This window comes from Methylobacterium terricola (assembly GCF_006151805.1).
Lineage (GTDB): Bacteria > Pseudomonadota > Alphaproteobacteria > Rhizobiales > Beijerinckiaceae > Methylobacterium > Methylobacterium terricola.
Map to the genome: position 1 here is coordinate 24,285 of NZ_VDDA01000029.1, position 21,257 is coordinate 45,541.

Here is a 21,257-nt window from a genome sequence, read left to right on the forward strand (position 1 = left end):
CCGGCAGGCCCCGCCGGGGGCCGGACGGCGCTGTCCCGCCGCCCGGCACCGACCGCCCCAGACTGCACGGAATCGGGCCGCGAACGCAACTTCAGGATGCGCCGACCAAGCGGATCTATGGCGGGATCGGCTGCCCGTCCCAGGCGAAGACGCGGCCGGAATCGCCGGTCTGCACGCCGGCCAGGACCCGCAGCAGGTGGTCCGCGCTCTCCTCCGGCGAGAACAGGCCGGGGCCCGGATCGGGACGGAACGGCCGGGACAGGGTCGTCTGCACGGTGCCGGGATGGAGGCCCGCGACGATCAGGTCGGGATGGGTGCGGGCGGTCTCGACGGCGAGGGTGCGCAGGATCTGGTTCAGCGCCGCCTTCGAGGCCCGGTAGGCGTATCAGCCGCCGAGGCGGTTGTCGCCGATCGAGCCGACCCGGGCCGAGAGGGCGGCGAAAACCGACCGCCCCTTGCGCGGCATCAGCGGCAGGAGGTGCTTGGCGACGAGCGCCGGGCCGAGGGCGTTGACGGCGAAGACGGCGGCCATCGCGGCCGGGTCGAGCGTCCGCAGCGCCTTCTCCGGGGCGATGCCCGGCCCGTGCAGGATGCCGCTGGCGACGATGACCAGCCCGACCGGCCCCGCCTCCCCGACGCGCTGCGCCGCCGCCGCGACGGTGGCCTCGTCGGTGACGTCGATGGCGACGGCGCGCACGCCGTCGGGCTGGGGAGACCGCGAGCGCGACAGGGCGAAGACCGTGTCGTGCGCGCCCCGGGCCGCGAGCGCGGTCACGAGGGCGCGTCCCACCCCGCCCGAGGCCCCGATGACGACCGCGCTGCTCATGTCTCTCCTCGCTGGACGGGGGCGGGCTCCGAGGCGTGATCGCGGCAACCCGCGACGGGGCGCCCGCTCAGCGGCGGGAGCCGGACAGGCGCAGCAGCCGTACCAGCCGCGGCCGGAGCGGCAGCGACAGGCGGTAGGCGGCATCGGCCAGGGGCAGGACGGGCTGCCGGCCGAACACCCGCCATTCGACGAGGCGGGCGAGCCAGCGCCAGCCCGGCAGCCGGCGCCAGAGCCGCGCGAAGGCGGCGGCCCCGGAGACGAGGCGTCCATCGGTCTCGCGGACGTGGAACCGGGCCCTCGCCGCCGGCAGGTCGAGCCCCGGCCCCAGGGCGGCCTCCGTCTCGACCGCGGCGAGATCGACGAAGCGGACGCGCTCCGCGCCGGCCCGGCCGCGGTAATGCGCGATCTCGGTGCGGCAGAGCGGGCAGGCCCCATCGTAGTAGACGGTCAGATCCTCCCGCATCCGGCTTCCCCCGCGATCGTGCCCGACATTTCCGCGCTTCGCCGTCTCAGCTATGCGCACGGGGGCGTTCGTCACCGTGGGGGCGCACGCGCGATAAGGTCGCGCCTCGCAGGATCATCGGAAGGGCGGCGGGCCTCCCGGCGGCGCCCGCCGCCCTTCCATCACGCCGCGCCGGGCAGCCGGTAGTCCCGGAACTGGTCGCGCAAAGCCGTCTTCTGGATCTTGCCGGTGGCGGTGTGGGGGATCGCCGGCACCACCACCACGTCGTCGGGCATCCACCACTTGGCGATGCGCGGCGCCATGAAGGCCAGGATGTCGGCCTTGTCGGGGGTGCGGCCCTCCTTCGGCACCACGATCAGCAGCGGGCGCTCGTCCCATTTCGGGTGCTGCACGCCGATCACCGCGGCCTCCGCGACGTCCGGATGGCCGACCGCCAGATTCTCGAGGTCGATCGAGGAGATCCACTCGCCGCCGGACTTGATCACGTCCTTCGAGCGGTCGGTGATCGCCATGTAGCCGTTGGGATCGATGGTGGCGACGTCGCCGGTATCGAAGAAGCCGCGATCGTCGAGGATCGGCTCGTCGCTCTTGAAGTAGGCCTTGGCCACCGCGAGCCCCGCGACCTTGAGGCGCCCGAAGGTGGTGCCGTCCCAGGGCAGGTCGCGGCCGTCGTCGTCGGTCAGGCGGAACTCGACGCCGAACGGGGCATAGCCCTGCTTCATCTTGAGGTCGAGGCGGGCCTCGCCCTCGAGATCGGCGACCTCGGGCTTGAGCGAGCAGTAGGAGCCGATCGGGCTCATCTCGGTCATGCCCCAGGCGTGGTCGACGGTGACGCCGTAGTCGCGCTCGAAGCGCTCGGTCATCGCCCGCGGGCAGGCCGAGCCGCCGATCACCACCCGCTCGAGGTGGCTCAGGCGCTTGCCCGTCGCGTCGAGGTGCTGGAGCAGGCCGAGCCAGACGGTCGGCACCGCCGCGGTCACGGTGACGCCGGTCGTCTCCAGGATCTCCAGCACCGAGGCGCCGTCGAGCTTCGCCCCCGGCATGACGAGGCCGGCGCCCGACATCGGCGCCGCGAAGCTGAAGCCCCAGGCATTGGCGTGGAACAGCGGCACCACCGGCATCGCCATGTCGGTCGGCTTGAGCGCGATGAAGGCCGGGTTGTTGACCATCAGGCCGAGCAGCACGTTCGAGCGGTGCGAGTAGAGCACGCCCTTCGGCAGGCCGGTGGTGCCCGAGGTATAGCAGAGGCCCGCCGCGGTGTTCTCCTCGAAGCGCGCCCAGGCGAAGTCGTCGTCGGCTTCCGACAGCCACGCCTCGTAGGCGACGGCGTTGCGCAAGCTCGTCTGCGGCATGTGGGCGCCGTCGGTCAGGACGACGTAGCGCTCGATCGTCGGCAGCTTGTCGGCCAGGCGCTCGACCAGCGGCACGAAGGTCAGGTCGAGGAAGAGGATCCGGTCCTCGGCGTGGTTGATGATGTAGGCGATCTGGTCCTCGAACAACCGCGGGTTGACCGTGTGGTAGATCGCCCCGATGCCGGTGATGCCGTACCAGGTCTCGAGGTGGCGCCAGGTGTTCCAGGCCAGCGTCGCGATCCGGTCGCCGAGGCGGATGCCGTCGGCGGCGAGGCGCTTCGACAGGCGCAGCGAGCGCTGCCGCACCTCGGCATAGGTGGTCCGGTGCATCGGCCCCTCGACCGAGCGCGAGATCACCGGGCGGGCGCCGTGCTGCACGGCGGCGTAGTCGATGATGCGGTGGATCAGCAGGGGCCAGTCCTGCATCAGGCCGAGCATGGCGTGTCGTCCTTCCCTTGGTGGAGCGCGCTTATCCACGCGCCCTCGCTCGCCGGGGCCTCGCGGGCCCGCGGTCTGAGGCGCCAGCTTATGGCAGCGGTGCCGGGGCGGCTAGAGCGGTGCCTTCACGCATCCCGCGAGCCTGGAGGCGGGGATCGAAGAGCGGGGATCGGCGGCGGCTAGGCGTGGCACCGAGATGGTTCTGATGTAAACTATTGCCATGACGGCATCCTCGCGCCCCCACCCTTCGGCTGAGGCGGACGCCCCGGCCGAGGCCGACCCGCTGCGGGTCTGGTTCCGCTTCCTGCGCCTGCACCGGCGCGTCTCGGCCGCGGTGGCGGCGGAGCTGAAGGCCGTCGGGCTGTCGATCCCGCAATTCGACGTGCTCTCGACCTTGTCCGAGCGCGAGGGCCTGACCCAGCAGGACCTCGCCGAGCGGCTCTACGTCACCAAGGGCAACGTCTCGGGCCTGATCGACCGGCTGGTCGAGGCGGGAATGGTCGAGCGCCGCCCGATTCCCGGCGACCGGCGCTCGCATGCGCTCCACCTGACCGAGGCCGGGCTGGCGCTGGCCGGCTCGGGCATCGCGGCGCAGCAGGCCTACGTCGCCCGCACCCTCGGCCGGCTGCCCCCCGGCGACGTCGCCGCGCTGGAGCGGGTGGTGCTGGCCTGGCGCGACGCCGCCCGGGCCGATGGCGGCTGACGCGCGCCCCTCACGTCACCGCCCGCTTCTCGACGTCGAGGACGACGCCGTTCGGCGTCATTCGCTCGCGGGCGACGAGCCGGTCGCCGGGCAGGAAGACGCCGAGCGGCACGTCCCGGTCGGGCAGCACCACGGTGGCGCTGTGGTTGACGAAGACCAGCACGTGCCGGCGCTGCGGGAGCGACGCCACGGCCCAGCGCTTGAGCTGGCCGTAATAGGGCTCGCGCCGCCACACGGCAGGCTGGCTCGGATCGACCTGGACGTGGAGGAAGCGCGTCGTCGGATCGAGGCTCAGCACCATCTTGGCCTTGTCGGGCTTCCATTCCGGGCCGAGCCAGGATTCGGTCATCCAGAGGCAATGGAAGGCGCGGCAATGGCCGGGCCGGGTCGCGTGGATGCCGCAGCCGCGGCCGGGCTTGGCGTGGCGGCACCACTCGCCGGCGACGCTCTCGACGGCCGGCACGTCGTAGACCTTGCAGCACAGGGTGCAGGCGCCGCAGGCGCGGCCGGGCGCGGGCGTCGAGACGAGTTCGGCGGGGTCGAGCATGCGCGTCGGTCTGACCAGGATTGTGCGGGCGGCCCGCGAGAGCGGCCCGGGTTGTGCGTCGGCATCGCGCCGCTAGTGTGACGGTGCAAGCGAATTCTGCTCCGCCAGTCGGGAGCCGCCTCGAGCTCCCCCGTGAAGAAAGCGATCGCGACGATGCTCTCGAACCTCGCCACCCGCGACGTCGAAACCCTGATCCACCCCTATACCAACCTGGCGGCCTTCCGGCAGACCGGGCCGCTGGTCCTGGAGCGCGGCCACGGCGTCTGGGTCTACGACACCGACGGACGGCCCTATCTCGAAGGCATGGCCGGCCTGTGGTGCACGGCGCTCGGCTATTCCAACGAGGAGCTGGTCGAGGCCGCCCGCGAGCAGATGGCGCGGCTGCCCTTCACCCACCTGTTCTCCGGCCGCAGCCACGACCCGGCGATCGAGCTCGCCGAGACCCTGAAGGAACTGGCGCCGATCCCGGTCTCGAAGGTGTTCTTCACCTCCTCGGGCTCGGAGGCCAACGACACCCAGGTCAAGCTGACCTGGTACCTCAACAACGCGCTCGGCCGGCCGCAGAAGAAGAAGATCATCGGCCGGCACAAGGGCTATCACGGCGTCACCGTCGCGTCGGCCTCGCTGACCGGGCTGACCGCCAACCACGCCGATTGGGACCTGCCGCTGCCGGGCTTCCTGCACGCCGCCTGCCCGCACCATTACCGCGGCGCCGAACCCGGCGAGAGCGAGGAGGCCTATTCGGCGCGGCTGGCGGCCGAGTTGGAGGAGATGATCCTGCGCGAGGGGCCCGAGACCGTCGCGGCCTTCATCGCCGAACCGGTGATGGGCGCGGGCGGCGCCATCGTGCCGCCGAAGGGCTATTTCGCGGCGGTCGAGCCGGTGCTCGCCCGCTACGACGTGCGGCTGATCGCCGACGAGGTGATCTGCGGCTTCGGCCGGCTCGGCACCTGGTTCGGCACCGAGACGGTCGGCATGCATCCCCACAGCCTGTCCTTCGCCAAGGCGCTGACCTCGGCCTACATGCCGCTCGGCGGCGTCACGGTCGACGAAACCCTGTACCAGGCGATGCAGGACCAGAGCCGCAAGATCGGCACGTTTGGCCACGGCACCACCTATTCGGGCCATCCGGTGGCGAGCGCGGTGGCGCTGAAGACCATCGAGATCTACAAGCGCGACCGCATCATCGAGGGCGCGGCCGAGAAGGCGCCGCACTTCCAGCGCCGCCTCTCGGCCCTGGAGGAGCATCCGCTCGTCGGCGAGGCCAAGGGGCTCGGCCTGATCGGCGGCCTCGAGATCGTGGCCGACAAGGCGACGAAGCGGCAATATGACCCGAAGGCCGGCGTCGCCGCCCGTTGCGTCGCCTTCGCGCAGGAGGAGGGCCTGATCGTCCGCTTCCTCACCGGCGACCGCGTCGCGGTCTGCCCGCCGCTGGTGATCCGCCCGGACGAGATCGACACCCTGTTCGACCGTCTCGTCACCGCGCTGGACCGCACCCATGCCTGGATCCGCGAGCAGGGTCTGACAGCAGCATAAAAACTGCTCGAACGCGGGAGAGGCCGCCGCCAGGCGGCCTCGATCTAACAGTCTCTGCCGGCTCAAGCCGAATATCCGCTCATTCGGCGCGCCGATCCGCAAGTTACCTTCTGGGCATGCACTGCACAGCACTGCGATACCGACCACGGCGACGCGGTGCGGCGGGGCGACCGACCTAACGGTAAAACTGCAGCGTCGCGGGCGCGGGCGCGGGCGCGCCGGCAGAGCGTTGGGATCGCAGCAATCCCTTGTTTTGCCATCCAGATTTCATCAGTCAGGCACGCCGCAGGCCTGTCGGGCCCGGTCCGGACCGGCCTGCCGGCCCTCGCCGCTGCCGTCGGAAAACTGGTATTGCGCAGCATTCTTTTAGCGGATTTTAAGCCTGCCGGCCCAAGTTTGAACAAGTTTCGACCAAAAAGGAACCGGCGGCATGTTTCGGAAACGGCGCGAGAATGTCTCGGACGCGACATTGAGTGCCCTCAACAAGTCCCTCGCCATCATCGAGTTCGACCTTGACGGCACCGTGATCGGAGCCAACGCCAACTTCCTCAACCTGCTCGACTACCGGCTCGACGAGATCATCGGGAAACATCATCGGATGTTCCTCGATCCAGAGGCCGCCGCCTCGCCCGACTACGCGGTGTTCTGGGACAAGCTGCGGGCGGGTCAGTTCTTCGCCGACGAGTTCCTGCGCTTCGGCAAGAACGCCAAGCGAGTCTGGCTCGAGGCGACCTACAACCCGGTGCTCGACGCCGCCGGCAAGCCGGTCAAGGTGGTCAAGCTCGCCGCCGACATCACTCGGAAGAAGAACGAGATCAGCCGTCTCATGACGATGATCGAGGGCATGCCGGTCGCCGTGATGACCGCCGACCCGCATAACGACTTCCGCATCGACTACATGAACGGCGCCTCGCGCCGGACCCTCGGCCCGCTGGCGCAGTACCTGCCGGTCGCGGCGGAGCTGATGGTCGGCACCTCGATCGACGTATTCCACAAGAACCCGTCGCACCAGCGCCGGATGCTGGCCGATGCGAGCCGGCTGCCGCACCGGACCAAGATCAAGCTCGGCCCGGAGGTGCTCGACCTGCAGGTCTCGGCGATCATGGGGCCGGACGGGTCCTATGTCGGGCCGATGCTGACCTGGGCGGTGGTGACCGCGCAGGCGATCATGGCCTCCGACGTGTCGCAGGTGGTCGGCGCCATGAGCGGTGCGGTCGAGGAGATGCAGCGTTCCGCCATCGGTCTCGGCCAGTCGGCCGATGCGGCCCGCGAGCGCGCCGCCACGGTGGCGGCGGGCTCCGAGGAGATGACCGCCTCGATCCGGGAGATCTCGGATCAGGTCGGCCGGGTCTCCGAGCGCGCCCAGCAGATCGCCGCACAGGCCGAGGCGACCGACGCGACGGTGCGCACCCTCTCGGCCAAGGCGCGCGAGGTCGATTCGGTGGTCGGCATGATCTCGACCATCGCCGACCAGACCAACCTGCTCGCGCTCAACGCCACCATCGAGGCGGCCCGGGCGGGGGCGGCAGGGCGCGGCTTCGCGGTGGTGGCCGCCGAGGTCAAGGAACTCGCCGGCCAGACGGCACGAGCGACCGGCGAGATCACCCAGCGCATCGGGGACATCCAGGGGGCGACCGGCGAGGCGGTGGCGGCGATCGCCACGATCAACAACGCCGTGGCCGAGCTGTCGCGGCTGACACTCGCCATTGCCAGCGCCGTTGAGCAGCAGGCGGCCTCGACGCAGGAGGTGTCGTCGAACATCGTGGCGGTGTCGGACGCCGCCAGCGCCACCGGCCGGATCGCCGAGACCGTGCGGGCGGTGTCGGAGAGCCTCGCCGGGCATTCGAGCGGACTGACCGGGAGCGTCGAGAAGTTCCTGAAGGCGGGGTGAGGCCTGTCCCCTTGTGGGAGCAGTGGAAGAAGCCCCGTCATCCGTCATCCTCCGCGTCATCCCGGGACCGTGCAGCGGAGCCCGGGATGACCAAGAGGGTGTCAGTCCCGCGGTGAGAGCGAGACGGCCCTCACAGCGGGATGTTGTCGTGCTTCTTCCAGGGCTGCTCGCTCTCCTTGGTGCGCAGCATGGCGAGCGCCCGGGCGATGCGGCGGCGCGTCGAGTGCGGCATGATCACCTCGTCGATGTAGCCGCGCTCGGCGGCGACGAACGGCGACATGAAGCGCTCCTCGTACTCGCTGGTGCGGGCGGCGATCTTGTCCGGGTCGCCGAGGTCCTGGCGGAAGATGATCTCGACCGCGCCCTTGGCGCCCATCACGGCGATCTGGGCGGTCGGCCAGGCGTAGTTCACGTCGCCGCCGACGTGCTTCGAGGCCATCACGTCGTAGGCGCCGCCGAAGGCCTTGCGGGTGATGACGGTGACGAGCGGCACCGTCGCCTGGCTGTAGGCGAAGAGCAGCTTCGCGCCGTGCTTGATCAGGCCGCCGTATTCCTGCGCGGTGCCCGGCAGGAAGCCCGGCACGTCGACGAAGGTGACGATCGGGATCGAGAAGGCGTCGCAGAAGCGCACGAAGCGGGCGGCCTTGCGCGAGGCGTCCGAATCGAGCACGCCGGCCAGCACCATCGGCTGGTTGGCGACGAAGCCGACGGTGCGGCCCTCGACCCGGGCGAAGCCCGTGATGATGTTGCGGGCATAGGCCGCCTGGATCTCGAAGAAGTCGCCCTCGTCGACCACCCGCCGGATCAGCTCCCCCATGTCGTAGGGCTTGTTCGGGTTGTCGGGGATCAGGGTGTCGAGGCTGCGGTCGAGGCGCGCCGGATCGTCGAAGCTCTCGAGCTCCGGCACGCCGGCCTGGTTGTTGGCCGGCAGGAAGTCCATCAGGCGCCGGATCTGCAGCAGCGCCTCGACGTCGTTCTCGTAGGAGCCGTCGGCGATCGACGACTTCGAGGTGTGGACCTTGGCGCCGCCGAGTTCCTCGGCGGTGACCACCTCGTTAGTCACGGTCTTCACCACGTCCGGCCCGGTCACGAACATGTAGCTCGTGTCGCGCACCATGAAGATGAAGTCGGTCATCGCCGGCGAGTAGACGTCGCCGCCGGCGCACGGCCCCATGATCACCGAGATCTGCGGGATCACGCCGGACGCCGTGACGTTGCGCTTGAACACCTCGCCGTAGCCGCCGAGCGCCGCGACGCCTTCCTGGATGCGGGCACCGCCGGCATCGAAGATGCCGATGATCGGGGCGCGCATCTTGAGCGCCATGTCCTGGACCTTGATGATCTTCTGGGCGTGCGCCTCGGACAGCGAGCCGCCGAAGACCGTGAAGTCCTTGGAGAACACGAACACGGCGCGGCCGTTGATGGTCCCCCAGCCGGTGATGACGCCGTCGCCCGGGATCTTCTGCTTCTCCATCCCGAAATCGTTCGAGCGGTGCTGCACGAACATGTCGAATTCCTCGAACGACCCGGAATCGAGGAGGAGCTCGATGCGCTCGCGCGCCGTGAGCTTGCCGCGCTTGTGCTGCGCCGCCACCCGGCTCTCGCCGCCGCCGACCCGGGCCTGCGCACGCCGCTGGTCGAGCCGTTCGAGGATGTCCTTCATGCTGTCGCCCATTCCTGAAGAAGAGTCCGCGCCCGCCGGGAGGCTTGACCGTGCCTGCGGCCTTAGCATGCGCCGGGGCGGGGCGAAAACTCGGTCTTTTTGGGCGAGACCGGACCGGGAACGGGACGCGGCATGCGAAGGGCCGCGCCCGTCGACGCGGGCTCCGTGAGCCGGCTCAGAGCGCGACCTGGCCGGGCTCCTCCTCGCGGGCGAGGCGCAGCAGGCTCTGGCCGTAATTGGTCTTGGCGAAGAGCTGGCCGCGGGCCAGCACCTGCTCCCGGGTGATGAAGCCCTGCAGGTAGGCGATCTCCTCCAGGCAGGCGACCTGCATGCCCTGGCGGTGCTGGATCACGCGGACGAACTCGCCGGCCTCGAGCAGGTTGTCGTGGGTGCCGGTGTCGAGCCAGGCATAGCCGCGGGACATGCACTCGACGTGGAGCTGGCCGCGGTCGAGATAGGCCTGGTTGACGTCGGTGATCTCCAGCTCGCCGCGGGGCGAGGGCTTCACCGCCGCCGCGATGTCGAGCACCTGGTTGTCGTAGAAGTAGAGGCCGGTCACCGCCCAGGGCGATTCCGGGTTCTTCGGCTTCTCGACCAGCTTGGTCGCCCGGCCCTGCTTGTCGAGGGTGACGACGCCGTAGGCCTCCGGCTGGTCGACGTGGTAGGCGAACACGGTGGCGCCCGTCTCGCGCGACTTCGCCTTGGCGAGGAGCTGGCGCATGCCGGCGCCGAAGAACAGGTTGTCGCCGAGCACCAGCGCCACCGAATCGTCGCCGACGAACTCGCGGCCGATGATGAAGGCCTGGGCCAGGCCCTCGGGCTTGGGCTGCAGCGCGTAGGAAATGGTGATGCCGAACTGCTCGCCGGTGCCGAACAGCCGCTTGTAGTTGTCGATATGCTCCGGCGACGAGATCAGCAGGATGTCGCGGATGCCGGCCAGCATCAGCACCGACACCGGGTAGTAGATCATCGGCTTGTCGTAGACCGGCAGCAGCTGCTTGTTGATCGCCAGCGTGGCCGGATGCAGCCGCGTGCCGGATCCGCCGGCGAGCACGATGCCCTTCATGGTCTGTTACTCCTTCAGGCGCGGTTCGCCGCGGGACCGATGAGCTGGTCCAGGATGTCGTCGAGAGCCGCGTCCCACGGGCGCGGCGTGAGGCCGAAGGCGCGGGTGAGGGTCTCGGTCGAGAGCTCGGAATTGGCCGGCCGGGTGACCGGGGTCTTGAAGGCCGTGCTGGGGATCGGCTCGACCGGCACCGAGCGGGCACCCCGCGCCGCCGCGCCGGCCATGATGGCCCGCGCGAAATCGTACCAGGTCGTCGCGCCGGCATTGACGCAGTGATAAGTGCCGGCAGGCGCCGCCGTGTCCTCGGCGAAGCGCAGCGCGACGGCGACGAGCGCCGCCGCGAGGTCGCCGGCCGAGGTCGGGCAGCCGCGCTGGTCGTCGACCACCGTCAGCTTGTCGCGCTCGCCCGCGAGCCGCAGCATCGTCTTGACGAAGTTCGCCCGGTGCGGGCTCACCACCCAGGCGGTACGCAGGATCGCGTGGCGCGGGTTGCCGGTGCGGACGGCCATCTCGCCGGCGGCCTTGCTGGCGCCGTAGACGCTGACCGGCCGCACCGGGGCATCGGCCGCGTAGGCGCCGGCGCCGGTGCCGTCGAAGACGTAGTCGGTCGAGACGTGGATCAGCGGGATGCCGGCCTTCGCGGTCTCCGCCGCGAGATACGCGGGGGCGAGCGCGTTGAGCCGCCAGGCCGCCGCCACGTCGCTCTCGGCCTTGTCGACCGCCGTGTAGGCGGCGGTGTTGATCACCGCCGCCCACGGCCGCTCGGCGACCGCGCGGGCGACCGCCGCCTCGTCGGTGATGTCGAGGGCATCCCGGGCGGGAGCGCGGATGACCGCGTCCGCCCCGAAGCTTTGCCGCTGCAATTCGGTGCCGACCTGGCCGCCACCGCCGAGGACGAGGATCTCCCGCGCCATCCGCCTCACTCCGCCGTCAGGCCGAGGCGCTCGCCGGAATAGCGGCCCTCGCGGATCGGGCGCCACCACGACTCGTTGTCGAGGTACCAGCGCACGGTGTCCTCGAGCGCCTGCTCGAAGGTGCGGGTCGGCGCATAGCCGACCTCCTTCTCCGCCTTGCTCGGGTCGATGGCGTAGCGCCGGTCGTGGCCCGGCCGGTCGGTGACGAACTTGATCAGGCGCTCGTGCGGGCCGGCCTCGGGACGGAGACGGTCGAAGATCGCGCAGAGCGTTTTCACCACGTCGAGGTTGTTGCGCACCGAGCGGCCGCCGAGCAGGTAGGTCTCGCCGATCCGGCCCTTCTCCAGCACCGCGACGAGGCCGCGGGCGTGGTCCTCGACGTGGATCCAGTCGCGCTCGTTCTGGCCGTCGCCGTAGACCGGCAGGTCCTTGCCGTCGAGGGCGTTGAGGATCATCAGCGGGATCAGCTTCTCGGGGAAGTGCCGCGGCCCGTAATTGTTCGAGCAGTTGGTCACCAGCACCGGCAGGCCGTAGGTCTCGTGCCAGGCCCGGGCCAGGTGGTCGGAGGCCGCCTTCGAGGCCGAGTAGGGCGAGCGCGGATCGTAGCGGCTGTCCTCGGTGAAGAAGGCGCCCGGGGGCAGCGAGCCGTAGACCTCGTCGGTCGAGACGTGGAGGAAGCGGAAGGCGTCGCGCTCCGCGCCCGACAGGGTGCTGTAGTAGCCGCGGGCGGCTTCCAGCATCACCTGGGTGCCGACGACGTTGGTGCGGATGAAGGCGCCCGGCCCGGTGATCGAGCGGTCGACATGGCTCTCGGCGGCGAGATGCATCACGGCTTGCGGGCGGAACTCGGCGAAGAGGCCGGACACCCTGTCATGGTCGCAGATGTCGGCTTCCGCGAAGCGGTGGCGGTTGTTGCCCTTGAGCGGCATCAGCGAGATCGGGTTCGCCGCGTAGGTCAGCGCGTCGAGGGTCAGGACCTCGTGGCCGAGATCTTGGACGAGGTGCAGGACCAGGGCCGAGCCGATGAAGCCGCAGCCGCCCGTGACGAGGATGCGCATGGGGTGAATGATCTCCTGAAAGGATGACGCTCGTCGGCGCAAAGCGGGTCGCGGCGAATCAACTCGCGCCCTGATTGTAACTCCGGATGCCGGCGTCATAGGAATGCGCCGGCACGACCCTCAGAACAGCGTGGGCAGATCGGCGAAGCGGGGCGCCACCTTGTCCTTGGCCGAGAGCTGGGCCTCGGCCTCGCTGACCGGCCAGTCGATGCCGAGATCGGGGTCGTTCCACAACAGGTTGCCGTCATGCTCCGGGCTGTAGACGCCGCCGGCGACCTTGTAGGCCACCATGGTGTCCGGCTCGAGAGTGCAGAAACCGTGCCCGAAGCCGATCGGCACGTAGAGCTGGTGGCCGTTCGCGGCGTCGAGCCGGGCGGCGACGTGCCGGCCGTAGGTCGGCGAGTCGCGCCGCAGATCCACGGCCACGTCGAGGATCGCACCGGCGAGCACCCGGATCAGCTTGGCCTGGGCGAAGGGGTGGCGCTGGAAGTGCAGGCCGCGGACGGTGCCCTGTTGCGCCGAGAAGGACTGGTTGTCCTGGATGAAGTGGTCCTCGACGCCGTACGCGGCCAGGATGTCGGCCCGGTAGGTCTCCGAGAACCAGCCGCGGGCATCGCCGTGCCGCTTCGGGATCACCAGCTTCACCGCCGGTATCGCCTGATCGATGACCTGCATCCCGCCCACCTTCCGATCTCGCGCGGCTTGACAAGCCTGGGCTCATGCCCGGCGATCGTGGCACAACCGCGTCGGCCGGACCGGCCAGGACCGCATTCCCGCAGCCTCTACTTCGACGTTACCGGGCGAGCAAGACGGACCGCCGATCGCGGGCGGCGGGACGGGACGAGCCGCAATCGCCCCCCGTACAGCACGGCCGATCGAGGCCGCCCTGGATCGGTCACGGTCGGACGCGATTGCAGGATCGCGCGCGAAGGTGTCGATCCAGGCCATTTTCGACCCGGCAAACCTTCGACACAGCCTGGGGTCTTCGATACGCCCGAACGGCCGGCCGGTGGTCGCGGGGCGTCAGCCGTGACGCCCCCGCTGGCGGCGCGGGATCACGCGCCCGCAACAGCCGCCGCGATCGCCTCCAGGGCAGCCTCGGCTGCCGCACCGTCGGGGCCGCCGGCCTGGGCCATGTCGCGGCGCCCGCCGCCGCCCTTGCCGCCGAGCCGCTCCGAGCCGGCCCGCACCAGGGCGACGGCGTCGAACCGGCCGGTCAGGTCCTCGGTCACGCCGACGACGAGTCCGGCCTTGCCGTCCGGCGCCACGCCGACGATCGCCACGATCCCGGAGCCGAGCCGCTTCTTGCCCTCGTCGGCGAGGCTCTTGAGGTCGCGCATCTCGACCCCCTGCACGACCCGGGCCATCAGCTTGGTGCCGGCGACCTCGCGCACGCCGTCATCGCCGCCGCCGCTGCCTCCCCCGCCCATGGCGAGCTTGCGGCGGGCCTCCGCCAGTTCCCGCTCCATCCGGCGGCGCTCCTCGAGGAGGCTCGCCAAGCGCTCGGGCGCCTCGGCCACCGGCACCTTGAGCAGGCCGGCCAACGCCGCGAGCTGGCGGCTCTCGCCGGCGAGGTGGCGGCGGGCGGCGTCGCCCGTCATCGCCTCGATCCGGCGCACGCCGGCGCCGACCGCGCTCTCGGCCAGAACCGTCACCAGGCCGATATCGCCGGTGCGGCCGACATGGGTGCCGCCGCACAGTTCGACCGAGAAGGTCTTGGGCCGGCCGTCGGCGGCGCTGTCGCGGCCCATCGAGACGACCCGGACCTCTTCGCCGTACTTCTCGCCGAACAGCGCGCGGGCGCCCGACGCGATGGCGTCGTCGACCGCCATCAGCTTGGTCACCACCGGCTCGTTCTGGAGCAGCACCCGATTGGCGATCGCCTCGACCCGGGCCAGCTCCTCGGCCTCGATCGGCTTCGGATGGCTGATGTCGAAGCGCAGGCGCTCGGGGGCGACGAGCGAGCCCTTCTGGGCGACGTGGTCGCCGAGCACCTGGCGCAGGGCCTCGTGCAGCAGGTGGGTGGCGGAGTGGTTGGCGCGGATCGCCGAGCGGCGGGCGTGGTCGACCTTCAGCTCGACCGGCTGGCTGAGGGTCAGGGCGCCCTCCTCCACCGCGACGTGATGGACGAAGAGGTCGCCGAGCTTCTTCTCGGTCGCGGTCACCCGGGCCTTGAGACCCTGGCCGGTCACCGTGCCGGTATCGCCGACCTGGCCGCCGGACTCGGCATAGAACGGCGTCTGGGTGACGACGAGCAGGCCCTCCTCGCCGGCCCGGATCGTCTCGACCTCGGCCCCGCCGCGCACGAGGGCGGTGACCACGGCCTCGGCCTCTTCCGTGTCGTAGCCGAGAAACTCGGTGGCGCCGGTGCGCTCGCGCAAACCGTACCACAGGGTCTCGGTCGCGGCCTCGCCGGAGCCCGACCACGCCGCGCGGGCGGCGGCGCGCTGGCGCTGCATCGCGGCCGAGAAGCCATCCGTATCGACCGTGATGCCACGGGACTTCAGCGCGTCCTGGGTCAGGTCGAGGGGGAAGCCGTAGGTGTCGTAGAGGGTGAAGGCGGTCTCGCCCGACAGGCTCTGGCCGTCCGAGAGGTCGCGGGTCTCGGCGTCGAGGATCGACAGGCCGCGCTCCAGGGTGCGGCGGAAGCGGGTTTCCTCCAGACGCAGGGTCTCGACGATCAGGCTCTCGGCCCGCACCAGCTCGGGGTAGGCCTGGCCCATCTCGCGCACCAGCGTCGGCACGAGGCGGAACATCATCGGGTCGCGGGCGCCGAGCAACTGGGCGTGGCGCATGGCGCGACGCATGATCCGGCGCAGCACGTAGCCGCGGCCCTCGTTGCTCGGCAGCACCCCATCGGCGACGAGGAAGGACGAGGCGCGCAGATGGTCGGCGATCACCCGGTAGGAAGCGGTCTGCTTGCCCTCGGGCGCCCGGCCGACCTGATGCGCGACGGCGTCGATCAGGCTGCGGAACAGGTCGGTGTCGTAGTTGCTCTTCACGCCCTGGAGGATCGCCGCCATGCGCTCGAGGCCCATGCCGGTATCGATCGAGGGCCGCGGCAGGCCGACCCGGTTGCCCGGCTCGATCTGCTCGTACTGCATGAACACGAGGTTCCAGAATTCGAGGAAGCGGTCGCCGTCCTCCTCCGGGCTGCCGGGCGGACCGCCCCACAGCTCCGGGCCCTGGTCGATGAAGATCTCCGAGCACGGGCCGCACGGGCCGGTATCGCCCATCTGCCAGAAATTGTCGGAGGTCGGGATGCGGATGATGCGGTCGTCGGAGAAGCCGGCGATCTTGCGCCACAGGGCGGCGGCATCGTCGTCGTCGGCATAGACGGTCACGAGCAGGCGCTCGGGCGAGAGCCCGAATTCCTTGGTGACGAGGTTCCAGGCCAGCTCGATCGCCAACGGCTTGAAATAGTCGCCGAACGAGAAATTGCCCAGCATCTCGAAGAAGGTATGGTGGCGCGCGGTATACCCGACATTGTCGAGGTCGTTGTGCTTGCCACCGGCGCGCACGCATTTCTGGGCCGTGGTGGCGCGCTGGTAGGGCCGCTTCTCGACGCCGGTGAAGACGTTCTTGAACTGCACCATGCCGGCGTTGGTGAACATCAACGTCGGGTCGTTGCGCGGCACCAGCGGCGAGGACGGCACCACCTCGTGACCGTGCTTGGCGAAGTAGTCCAGGAAGGTGGACCGGATCTCGTTGACGCCACTCATGGGAAGAATCGTCTCTGCGGAAGGCGGGCCGGGCGAAGGGCGGGTGAGAAACCTGGGCGCACCGGCGGGCGGCCCGCGGATGCATCCGCGTGTCTTTAGTCACGCGCTCCCCCCGTGTCGAGGCGGGGCGGCGCCGCTATGTGACGGTGGGCAAGCGCGGCCGCCGGCCCGCCCGGCAGGACTCAAGCCCCGATGACCGAAGAAATCCGCCTCCTCGCCTTCTCGGCGGCCCTGGGACTCGCCCACGTCATGGCGGCCTCGACCGCCGGGCTCTCCCAGCGCGGCGGGCTCGCCTGGGCGGCGGGCAACCGCGAGAGCGAAGGCGAGGTCACCGGTGCCGCCGCCCGGCTGAAGCGGGCCTCGGCCAACTTCTTCGAGACCTTCCCGCTCTTTGCCGCCCTGGCGCTGGCGGCCGCGGTCTCGGGCAAGCAGGGCGGCGCGGTGACGTGGGGGGCGGAGCTCTATTTCTGGGCCCGGCTCCTCTACCTGCCGATCTACGGCTTCGGCATCCCGTGGATCCGCACGCTCGTCTGGGGTGTCGCGATGGTCGGCATCGGCTTCGTGTTCGCCGGTCTGTTCGGCTGGTCCGGGCCGGGCGCCCCGTAACGCGAAAAGGGCCGCCGCGCTCGTCGCGCGGCGGCCCCTCATGACGTCCCGGGCCGATCCGTCGAGATCAGGCCGACCCCTCGTCGAGGTCGTCGGCCGTCGGGGTGGCGTTCTCGAGGATCTTGTCGGCGACCAGCCCCGAATTCTGCCGGATCGAGGCTTCGATCTTGTTGGCGATGTCGGGATTGTCGCGCAGGAAACCCTTCGAGTTCTCGCGCCCCTGGCCGAGGCGCTGGCTGTCGTAGGAGAACCACGCGCCCGACTTCTCGACGATGCCGGCCTTGACGCCGAGGTCGATCAGCTCGCCGACCTTCGACACGCCCTCGCCGAACATGATGTCGAACTCGACCTGCTTGAACGGCGGCGCCACCTTGTTCTTGACCACCTTGACCCGGACGCTGTTGCCGATCGGCTGGTCGCGGTCCTTGAGGGTCGAGATGCGGCGGATGTCGAGGCGCACCGAGGCGTAGAACTTCAGCGCGTTGCCGCCCGTCGTGGTCTCGGGGCTGCCATACATCACGCCGATCTTCATCCGGATCTGGTTGATGAAGATGACCATGCAGTTCGAGCGCGAGATCGAGCCGGTGAGCTTGCGCAGGGCCTGGCTCATCAGGCGGGCCTGGAGGCCCGGCTGCTGGTCGCCCATCTCACCCTCGATCTCGGCGCGCGGGGTCAGCGCGGCCACCGAATCGACCACCAGGATGTCGATGGCGCCGGAGCGCACCAGGGTGTCGGTGATCTCGAGGGCCTGCTCGCCGGTATCGGGCTGCGAGATCAGCAGGTCGTCGAGGTTGACGCCGAGCTTGCGGGCATAGACCGGATCGAGGGCGTGCTCGGCATCCACGAAGGCGCAGACGCCGCCCTTCTTCTGGGCCTCGGCGATGGTGTGCAGGGCGAGCGTCGTCTTACCCGAGGATTCCGGGCCGTAGATCTCGATCACGCGCCCGCGCGGCAGGCCGCCGACGCCGAGCGCGATGTCGAGGCCGAGCGACCCGGTCGAGACGACCTCGACCTCCTGCACCTTGTCGCCCTTGCCGAGCCGCATGATCGAGCCCTTGCCGAAGGCGCGCTCGATCTGGGCGAGGGCGGCGTCGATCGCCTTCGACTTGTCTTTGTCCATGGTCGGGTTTTCCACCAGTCGCATCTGGGGCTGAGCCATCTCGGCGGGTCCTTATGGCAGGAGGGGCGGCAAGTCTCAATCGCGCGGCTGGGTTTTATGTACTCGTTTTGTTCTCGTTCGACAAGGGCGAACGGAGGATTTGCCGTGGGATGGGAGTCGGCTCACGGGTGGCCGAGGGCGCGCAGCAGGCCGGCGTTCGACCAGGACGGCCAGCCGGTGCCGGCGCGGTCGCGGCTCCGGATGTCAGCGTCGCGAAGCCGGGCGCAGGCGAGGACGTGCGCATCGGACGGTCGAGCCGTCGCGGGAGGCGACGGTGTCGGAGAGGACGCCGGCCGCCTCGGGTGGGAAGCTCGGCCTCGATCACCCTGAGACGGCTCAGAAGCGTGCCCGCCTGCGCGGACGTCGCCTGTCGCGACCCAATCGCATGGCAGGCGCCGCACCGATGTCGGCCAGCGCCGTGCGCATGGGTTCCGGAGACAGATTCCGGACCGGCAGCAGCCCACCGACCGCCGCGGTGCCATTCTTGACCGGCACCGCGTGCGGCAGCGCCCGAATGGCGCCAGCCGCCATCGTCCGCATCTGGCGCATGCCACGCGCGCTCGTCAGCGCCGCCTGCCGCGTTCCTCACAGGCATGCAAGTCCGGCGAGGCGGTCACCAGGATGCGATCCGTGCCCCCTCACCCGGCCATCGTGGTCTTCACCGTCTCGACGAGCTGCTTCAAGCTGAAAGGCTTGGGCAGGAAGTTGAACTCCTCGCCGTCGGGCAGGTTCTTGCGGAAGGCATCCTCGGCATAGCCGGAGACGAAGATCACCTTCAGGCCCGGATGGGCCTTGCGCAGCTCGCGCAGCAGGGTCGGGCCGTCCATCTCGGGCATCACCACGTCGGAGACGACGAGGTCGACCGGCACGTCGCGCTCCTGCATGATCTGCAGGGCCTCGAGGCCCGAGGCGGCCTCGAGCACGGTGTAGCCGCGGGCGGTGAGCGCCCGGCCGTTGACCGCGCGGACCGGATCCTCGTCCTCGACGAGCAGGATCGTGCCGACGCCGGTGAGGTCGCGGGCCGGCGGCTTCGGGGCTTCCGCCGCGGGTGCGGCCGCCGCGGCGCCCTTCGCCGGCGGGGCGATCTCAGCCGGCGCGTCGGGAGCCTCCACCTCCGGCACCGGCACGTGGCGCGGCAGGTAGATGGCGAAGACCGTGCCCTGGCCGACGGTCGAGCGCACGTCGATGTAGCCGCCGGACTGCTTGACGATGCCGAACACCGTCGAGAGGCCCAGCCCCGTGCCCTTGTTGACCTCCTTGGTGGTGAAGAAGGGCTCGAAGATCTTCTCCATCACCTCGGGCGTCATGCCGGTGCCGGTGTCGCTGACCTCGATGAGCACGTGGTCGGCACCCGGCAGGCCGTTGAGGCGCAAGGCGCCGACGGCCTCGGCGGTCATGTTGGCGGTGCGGATCAGCAGGCGCCCGCCCTCCGGCATCGCGTCGCGGGCATTGACCGCGAGGTTCACGATCACCTGCTCGAACTGGTTGACGTCGGCCTTGACCGGCCAGAGGTCGCGGCCGTGCTTGAGGTCGAGCTCGACCCGCTCGCCGAGCAGGCGCTTCAGGAGCAGGGTGAGGTCGGACAGCGCCTCGCCGAGATGGATCACCTCCGGCCGCAGGGTCTGGCGGCGCGAGAAGGCCAGCAGCTGCCGCACCAGGCTGGCGGCCCGGTTGGCGTTCTGCTTGATCTGCATGATGTCCTGGAAGGCCGGGTCGGTCGGCCGGTGGCTCGCCAGCAGCAGGTCCGAGTAGCCGATGATCGCCTGCAGCACGTTGTTGAAGTCGTGCGCGATGCCGCCGGCGAGCTGGCCGACCATCTCCATCTTCTGGGCCTGGTTGACCTGCTGCTGGAGCTGGTGCTGGGCCGTGGTGTCGAGGGCGTAGAGGATCACCGCCCCTTCCGCGCCGCCCGCCGTGCCGGCCGGGCTGAGCCAGATCCGGGCCGAGCGGTTGACCGGCGCCGAGACGCCGATCTCGACCGGCGGCACGTCGCCGCGGCCCTCCGCCGCCGCCCGCGCGGCGGCATCGACGATGTGGCGGTCGCGCTCGACGATGAAGTCGCGCACCGGCGGCCCGACCTCGCTGCCGTCGCCGGTGCGCGGCAGGGTGCCGAACAGGCGCGCGAACGAGGCGTTGGCGCGCACCAGCCGCCCGTCCTCCGCCAGTGTCGCCACGGCGACCGGGCTGGTGTTGAAGAAGCGGTCGAAGCGGAGTTCCGCCGCCTGCTGGGGATCGTCGCTCTCCCCGCCGGCGGAGCGGTTGAGCACCAGCGTGCGCGAATCGCCCGGCCGGCCATCCTGGCCGTAGGCGACGCGGTGGTAGAGCCGGGCCGAGAGCGGGTGGCCGTTGCGCCGGCGCAGATCCAGGTCGAACCGGTCGGTACGGACCTCGCCGGGCTGGCCGTTGCCGCCGATCAGCACCGGCCCGAGATCGTCGGGCAGGATCTCGGAAAGGCGCAGGCCCCCCGAGCCGACCTGCGCCAGGTCGTGGCCGAGCCAGGCGGCGAGCGTCGCGTTCATGTAGACGACCGACCCCTTGGGATCGACCGCCATGAAGCCCGCCGGGGCGTGGTCGAGGTAGTCGATCGCGTGCTGGAGCTCCTGGAAGACGTTCTCCTGGCGCTCGCGCTCGTGGGTGATGTCGGCGACGCTCCACAAGGCCACCGGCCGGCGCGGCAGCGGCAGCGGCCGCACGCCGATGCGGAACCAGGCGAAGTCGCGCTCCGCCGCACCGCCGGGAGGCGGCGCCATGCGGATCTCCTCCGACAGGGAGCGGCCCTCGCGCGCGGCTTGCGCCAGGCGATAGACCGCCTCCGACACCTCGGGCGAGCCGACGAAGACCCGCTCGACCGGGCGCAGATTGGTGAAGGTGTCGCTGCCGGCGAGCTTCAGGTAGGCGGCGTTGGCGTAGATCGGCCGGCCGCCCTCCTCCATGGCGATCATGCCGTCGGGCGCGGCGTCGACCACCGCCTTGGTGACGTCGTTGCGGGTGCCCTGGCCGGTGAGCTGGATCGCCCCGATGGCGAAGGCGAACAGGCAGAACACGCCCGCCATGGCGAGCAGCGCCAGCAGGCCGAGGATGATCGGCTGCGCCTGCTCGTTGGCGACGAAGCTCAGGCCGACCGCCGCGCCGACGAGGAGGCCGGCGAGCAGCAGGAGCAGGCTGACCCGGCCGGGCCGCTCGGAGCGGTCGAGGGCGGCCTCCGCCGCGGATGGGCTCAACTCCGGCATGTCGCCTCGACACTCCCCGTGGGCCCGGACCACGCGTCCGGACCCTTGATCCGTTCTCCGGGGCCTGAACCGGCCCCTCCCAC

At 70.5% G+C, this 21,257-nt stretch carries 16 protein-coding genes and 1 pseudogene; 4 read left to right on the plus strand and 13 right to left on the minus strand.

Translation table 11 applies throughout. The annotated features are described in order from the left end of the window. Window positions 1-115 precede the first annotated feature (115 nt). The 3 genes and pseudogenes from FF100_RS38725 to FF100_RS30985 form a co-directional block, all read right to left on the minus strand. Window positions 116-826 (minus strand): annotated as a pseudogene (locus tag FF100_RS38725) (SDR family NAD(P)-dependent oxidoreductase). A 67-nt stretch (window positions 827-893) separates the two neighbouring features. After that, window positions 894-1,289 (minus strand): thiol-disulfide oxidoreductase DCC family protein, encoded by a 396-nt coding sequence (locus FF100_RS30980; protein WP_139039888.1) that lies wholly within the window; start codon window positions 1,287-1,289, stop codon window positions 894-896. Between the two features lie 161 nt (window positions 1,290-1,450). Continuing rightward, entirely contained in the window at window positions 1,451-3,079 is a 1,629-nt protein-coding gene (locus FF100_RS30985) for a long-chain-fatty-acid--CoA ligase (RefSeq protein WP_139039889.1), read from the minus strand. Window positions 3,080-3,299: 220 nt separating this feature from the next. Between FF100_RS30985 and FF100_RS30990 the strand changes: the two genes are divergently transcribed. After that, a complete protein-coding gene (locus tag FF100_RS30990) occupies window positions 3,300-3,782 on the plus strand; it encodes a MarR family winged helix-turn-helix transcriptional regulator (protein WP_139039890.1) in 483 nt (160 codons plus the stop codon). A gap of 10 nt (window positions 3,783-3,792) precedes the next feature. Here FF100_RS30990 and FF100_RS30995 read toward each other — a convergent pair whose 3' ends face one another. Next, window positions 3,793-4,329: a hypothetical protein gene (locus tag FF100_RS30995; protein ID WP_139039891.1), complete on the minus strand. Its 537-nt coding sequence runs from the start codon at window positions 4,327-4,329 to the stop codon at window positions 3,793-3,795. A 153-nt stretch (window positions 4,330-4,482) separates the two neighbouring features. On the opposite strand from FF100_RS30995, the gene FF100_RS31000 reads away from it, so the two are divergent. Together FF100_RS31000 and FF100_RS31005 are read left to right on the plus strand one after the other, a co-directional pair. Then, on the plus strand, window positions 4,483-5,865 hold the full coding sequence (locus tag FF100_RS31000) for an aminotransferase (protein WP_139039913.1): 1,383 nt from the start codon (window positions 4,483-4,485) through the stop codon (window positions 5,863-5,865). A 430-nt stretch (window positions 5,866-6,295) separates the two neighbouring features. Continuing rightward, on the plus strand, window positions 6,296-7,756 hold the full coding sequence (locus FF100_RS31005; protein ID WP_139039892.1) for a methyl-accepting chemotaxis protein: 1,461 nt from the start codon (window positions 6,296-6,298) through the stop codon (window positions 7,754-7,756). Between the two features lie 130 nt (window positions 7,757-7,886). On the opposite strand, the gene FF100_RS31010 is transcribed toward FF100_RS31005, so the two are convergent. The 6 genes from FF100_RS31010 to alaS form a co-directional block, all read right to left on the minus strand. After that, on the minus strand, window positions 7,887-9,419 hold the full coding sequence (locus FF100_RS31010) for an acyl-CoA carboxylase subunit beta (RefSeq protein ID WP_139039893.1): 1,533 nt from the start codon (window positions 9,417-9,419) through the stop codon (window positions 7,887-7,889). Between the two features lie 175 nt (window positions 9,420-9,594). Beyond that, window positions 9,595-10,485, minus strand: a complete 891-nt coding sequence (rfbA, locus tag FF100_RS31015; RefSeq protein ID WP_139039894.1) for a glucose-1-phosphate thymidylyltransferase RfbA — start codon at window positions 10,483-10,485, stop codon at window positions 9,595-9,597. 14 nt (window positions 10,486-10,499) lie between these two features. Then, the gene (gene rfbD / locus FF100_RS31020) at window positions 10,500-11,399 is read right to left on the minus strand and encodes a dTDP-4-dehydrorhamnose reductase (protein ID WP_139039895.1); all 900 of its coding nucleotides are present in this window, start codon (window positions 11,397-11,399) and stop codon (window positions 10,500-10,502) included. A gap of 5 nt (window positions 11,400-11,404) precedes the next feature. Further along, window positions 11,405-12,457 carry a dTDP-glucose 4,6-dehydratase gene (gene rfbB / locus FF100_RS31025; RefSeq protein ID WP_139039896.1) on the minus strand — a complete coding sequence of 351 codons (1,053 nt, stop codon included), beginning with the start codon at window positions 12,455-12,457 and terminating at the stop codon, window positions 11,405-11,407. A 120-nt stretch (window positions 12,458-12,577) separates the two neighbouring features. Then, entirely contained in the window at window positions 12,578-13,132 is a 555-nt protein-coding gene (gene rfbC, locus FF100_RS31030) for a dTDP-4-dehydrorhamnose 3,5-epimerase (RefSeq protein ID WP_139039897.1), read from the minus strand. 380 nt (window positions 13,133-13,512) lie between these two features. Continuing rightward, the gene (gene alaS / locus FF100_RS31035; protein ID WP_139039898.1) at window positions 13,513-16,179 is read right to left on the minus strand and encodes an alanine--tRNA ligase; all 2,667 of its coding nucleotides are present in this window, start codon (window positions 16,177-16,179) and stop codon (window positions 13,513-13,515) included. 192 nt (window positions 16,180-16,371) lie between these two features. Between alaS and FF100_RS31040 the strand changes: the two genes are divergently transcribed. Beyond that, complete coding sequence (locus FF100_RS31040) at window positions 16,372-16,785, plus strand: MAPEG family protein (protein WP_139039899.1); 414 nt, start codon at window positions 16,372-16,374, stop codon at window positions 16,783-16,785. Window positions 16,786-16,852: 67 nt separating this feature from the next. Here the strand turns inward: FF100_RS31040 and recA are convergent, their stop codons facing one another. From recA to cckA, 3 genes are all read right to left on the minus strand, one after another. Further along, window positions 16,853-17,944: a recombinase RecA gene (gene recA, locus FF100_RS31045; protein WP_048426181.1), complete on the minus strand. Its 1,092-nt coding sequence runs from the start codon at window positions 17,942-17,944 to the stop codon at window positions 16,853-16,855. 336 nt (window positions 17,945-18,280) lie between these two features. After that, entirely contained in the window at window positions 18,281-18,493 is a 213-nt protein-coding gene (locus tag FF100_RS31050; RefSeq protein ID WP_139039900.1) for a hypothetical protein, read from the minus strand. Between the two features lie 89 nt (window positions 18,494-18,582). Then, window positions 18,583-21,174: a cell cycle histidine kinase CckA gene (gene cckA, locus FF100_RS31055; protein WP_139039901.1), complete on the minus strand. Its 2,592-nt coding sequence runs from the start codon at window positions 21,172-21,174 to the stop codon at window positions 18,583-18,585. Window positions 21,175-21,257 lie beyond the last annotated feature (83 nt).

Coding starts and splice junctions, on each gene's coding strand:
- recA (WP_048426181.1), bottom strand. CDS start 17,944: ATGGCTCAGCCCCAGATGCGACTGGTGGAAAACCCGACCATGGACAAA.
- FF100_RS31050 (WP_139039900.1), bottom strand. CDS start 18,493: ATGCGCCAGATGCGGACGATGGCGGCTGGCGCCATTCGGGCGCTGCCG.
- FF100_RS31040 (WP_139039899.1), top strand. CDS start 16,372: ATGACCGAAGAAATCCGCCTCCTCGCCTTCTCGGCGGCCCTGGGACTC.
- alaS (WP_139039898.1), bottom strand. CDS start 16,179: ATGAGTGGCGTCAACGAGATCCGGTCCACCTTCCTGGACTACTTCGCC.
- FF100_RS31010 (WP_139039893.1), bottom strand. CDS start 9,419: ATGAAGGACATCCTCGAACGGCTCGACCAGCGGCGTGCGCAGGCCCGG.
- rfbD (WP_139039895.1), bottom strand. CDS start 11,399: ATGGCGCGGGAGATCCTCGTCCTCGGCGGTGGCGGCCAGGTCGGCACC.
- rfbA (WP_139039894.1), bottom strand. CDS start 10,485: ATGAAGGGCATCGTGCTCGCCGGCGGATCCGGCACGCGGCTGCATCCG.
- cckA (WP_139039901.1), bottom strand. CDS start 21,174: ATGCCGGAGTTGAGCCCATCCGCGGCGGAGGCCGCCCTCGACCGCTCC.
- FF100_RS30980 (WP_139039888.1), bottom strand. CDS start 1,289: ATGCGGGAGGATCTGACCGTCTACTACGATGGGGCCTGCCCGCTCTGC.
- FF100_RS31000 (WP_139039913.1), top strand. CDS start 4,483: ATGCTCTCGAACCTCGCCACCCGCGACGTCGAAACCCTGATCCACCCC.
- FF100_RS30995 (WP_139039891.1), bottom strand. CDS start 4,329: ATGCTCGACCCCGCCGAACTCGTCTCGACGCCCGCGCCCGGCCGCGCC.
- FF100_RS30990 (WP_139039890.1), top strand. CDS start 3,300: ATGACGGCATCCTCGCGCCCCCACCCTTCGGCTGAGGCGGACGCCCCG.
- FF100_RS31005 (WP_139039892.1), top strand. CDS start 6,296: ATGTTTCGGAAACGGCGCGAGAATGTCTCGGACGCGACATTGAGTGCC.
- rfbB (WP_139039896.1), bottom strand. CDS start 12,457: ATGCGCATCCTCGTCACGGGCGGCTGCGGCTTCATCGGCTCGGCCCTG.
- FF100_RS30985 (WP_139039889.1), bottom strand. CDS start 3,079: ATGCTCGGCCTGATGCAGGACTGGCCCCTGCTGATCCACCGCATCATC.
- rfbC (WP_139039897.1), bottom strand. CDS start 13,132: ATGCAGGTCATCGATCAGGCGATACCGGCGGTGAAGCTGGTGATCCCG.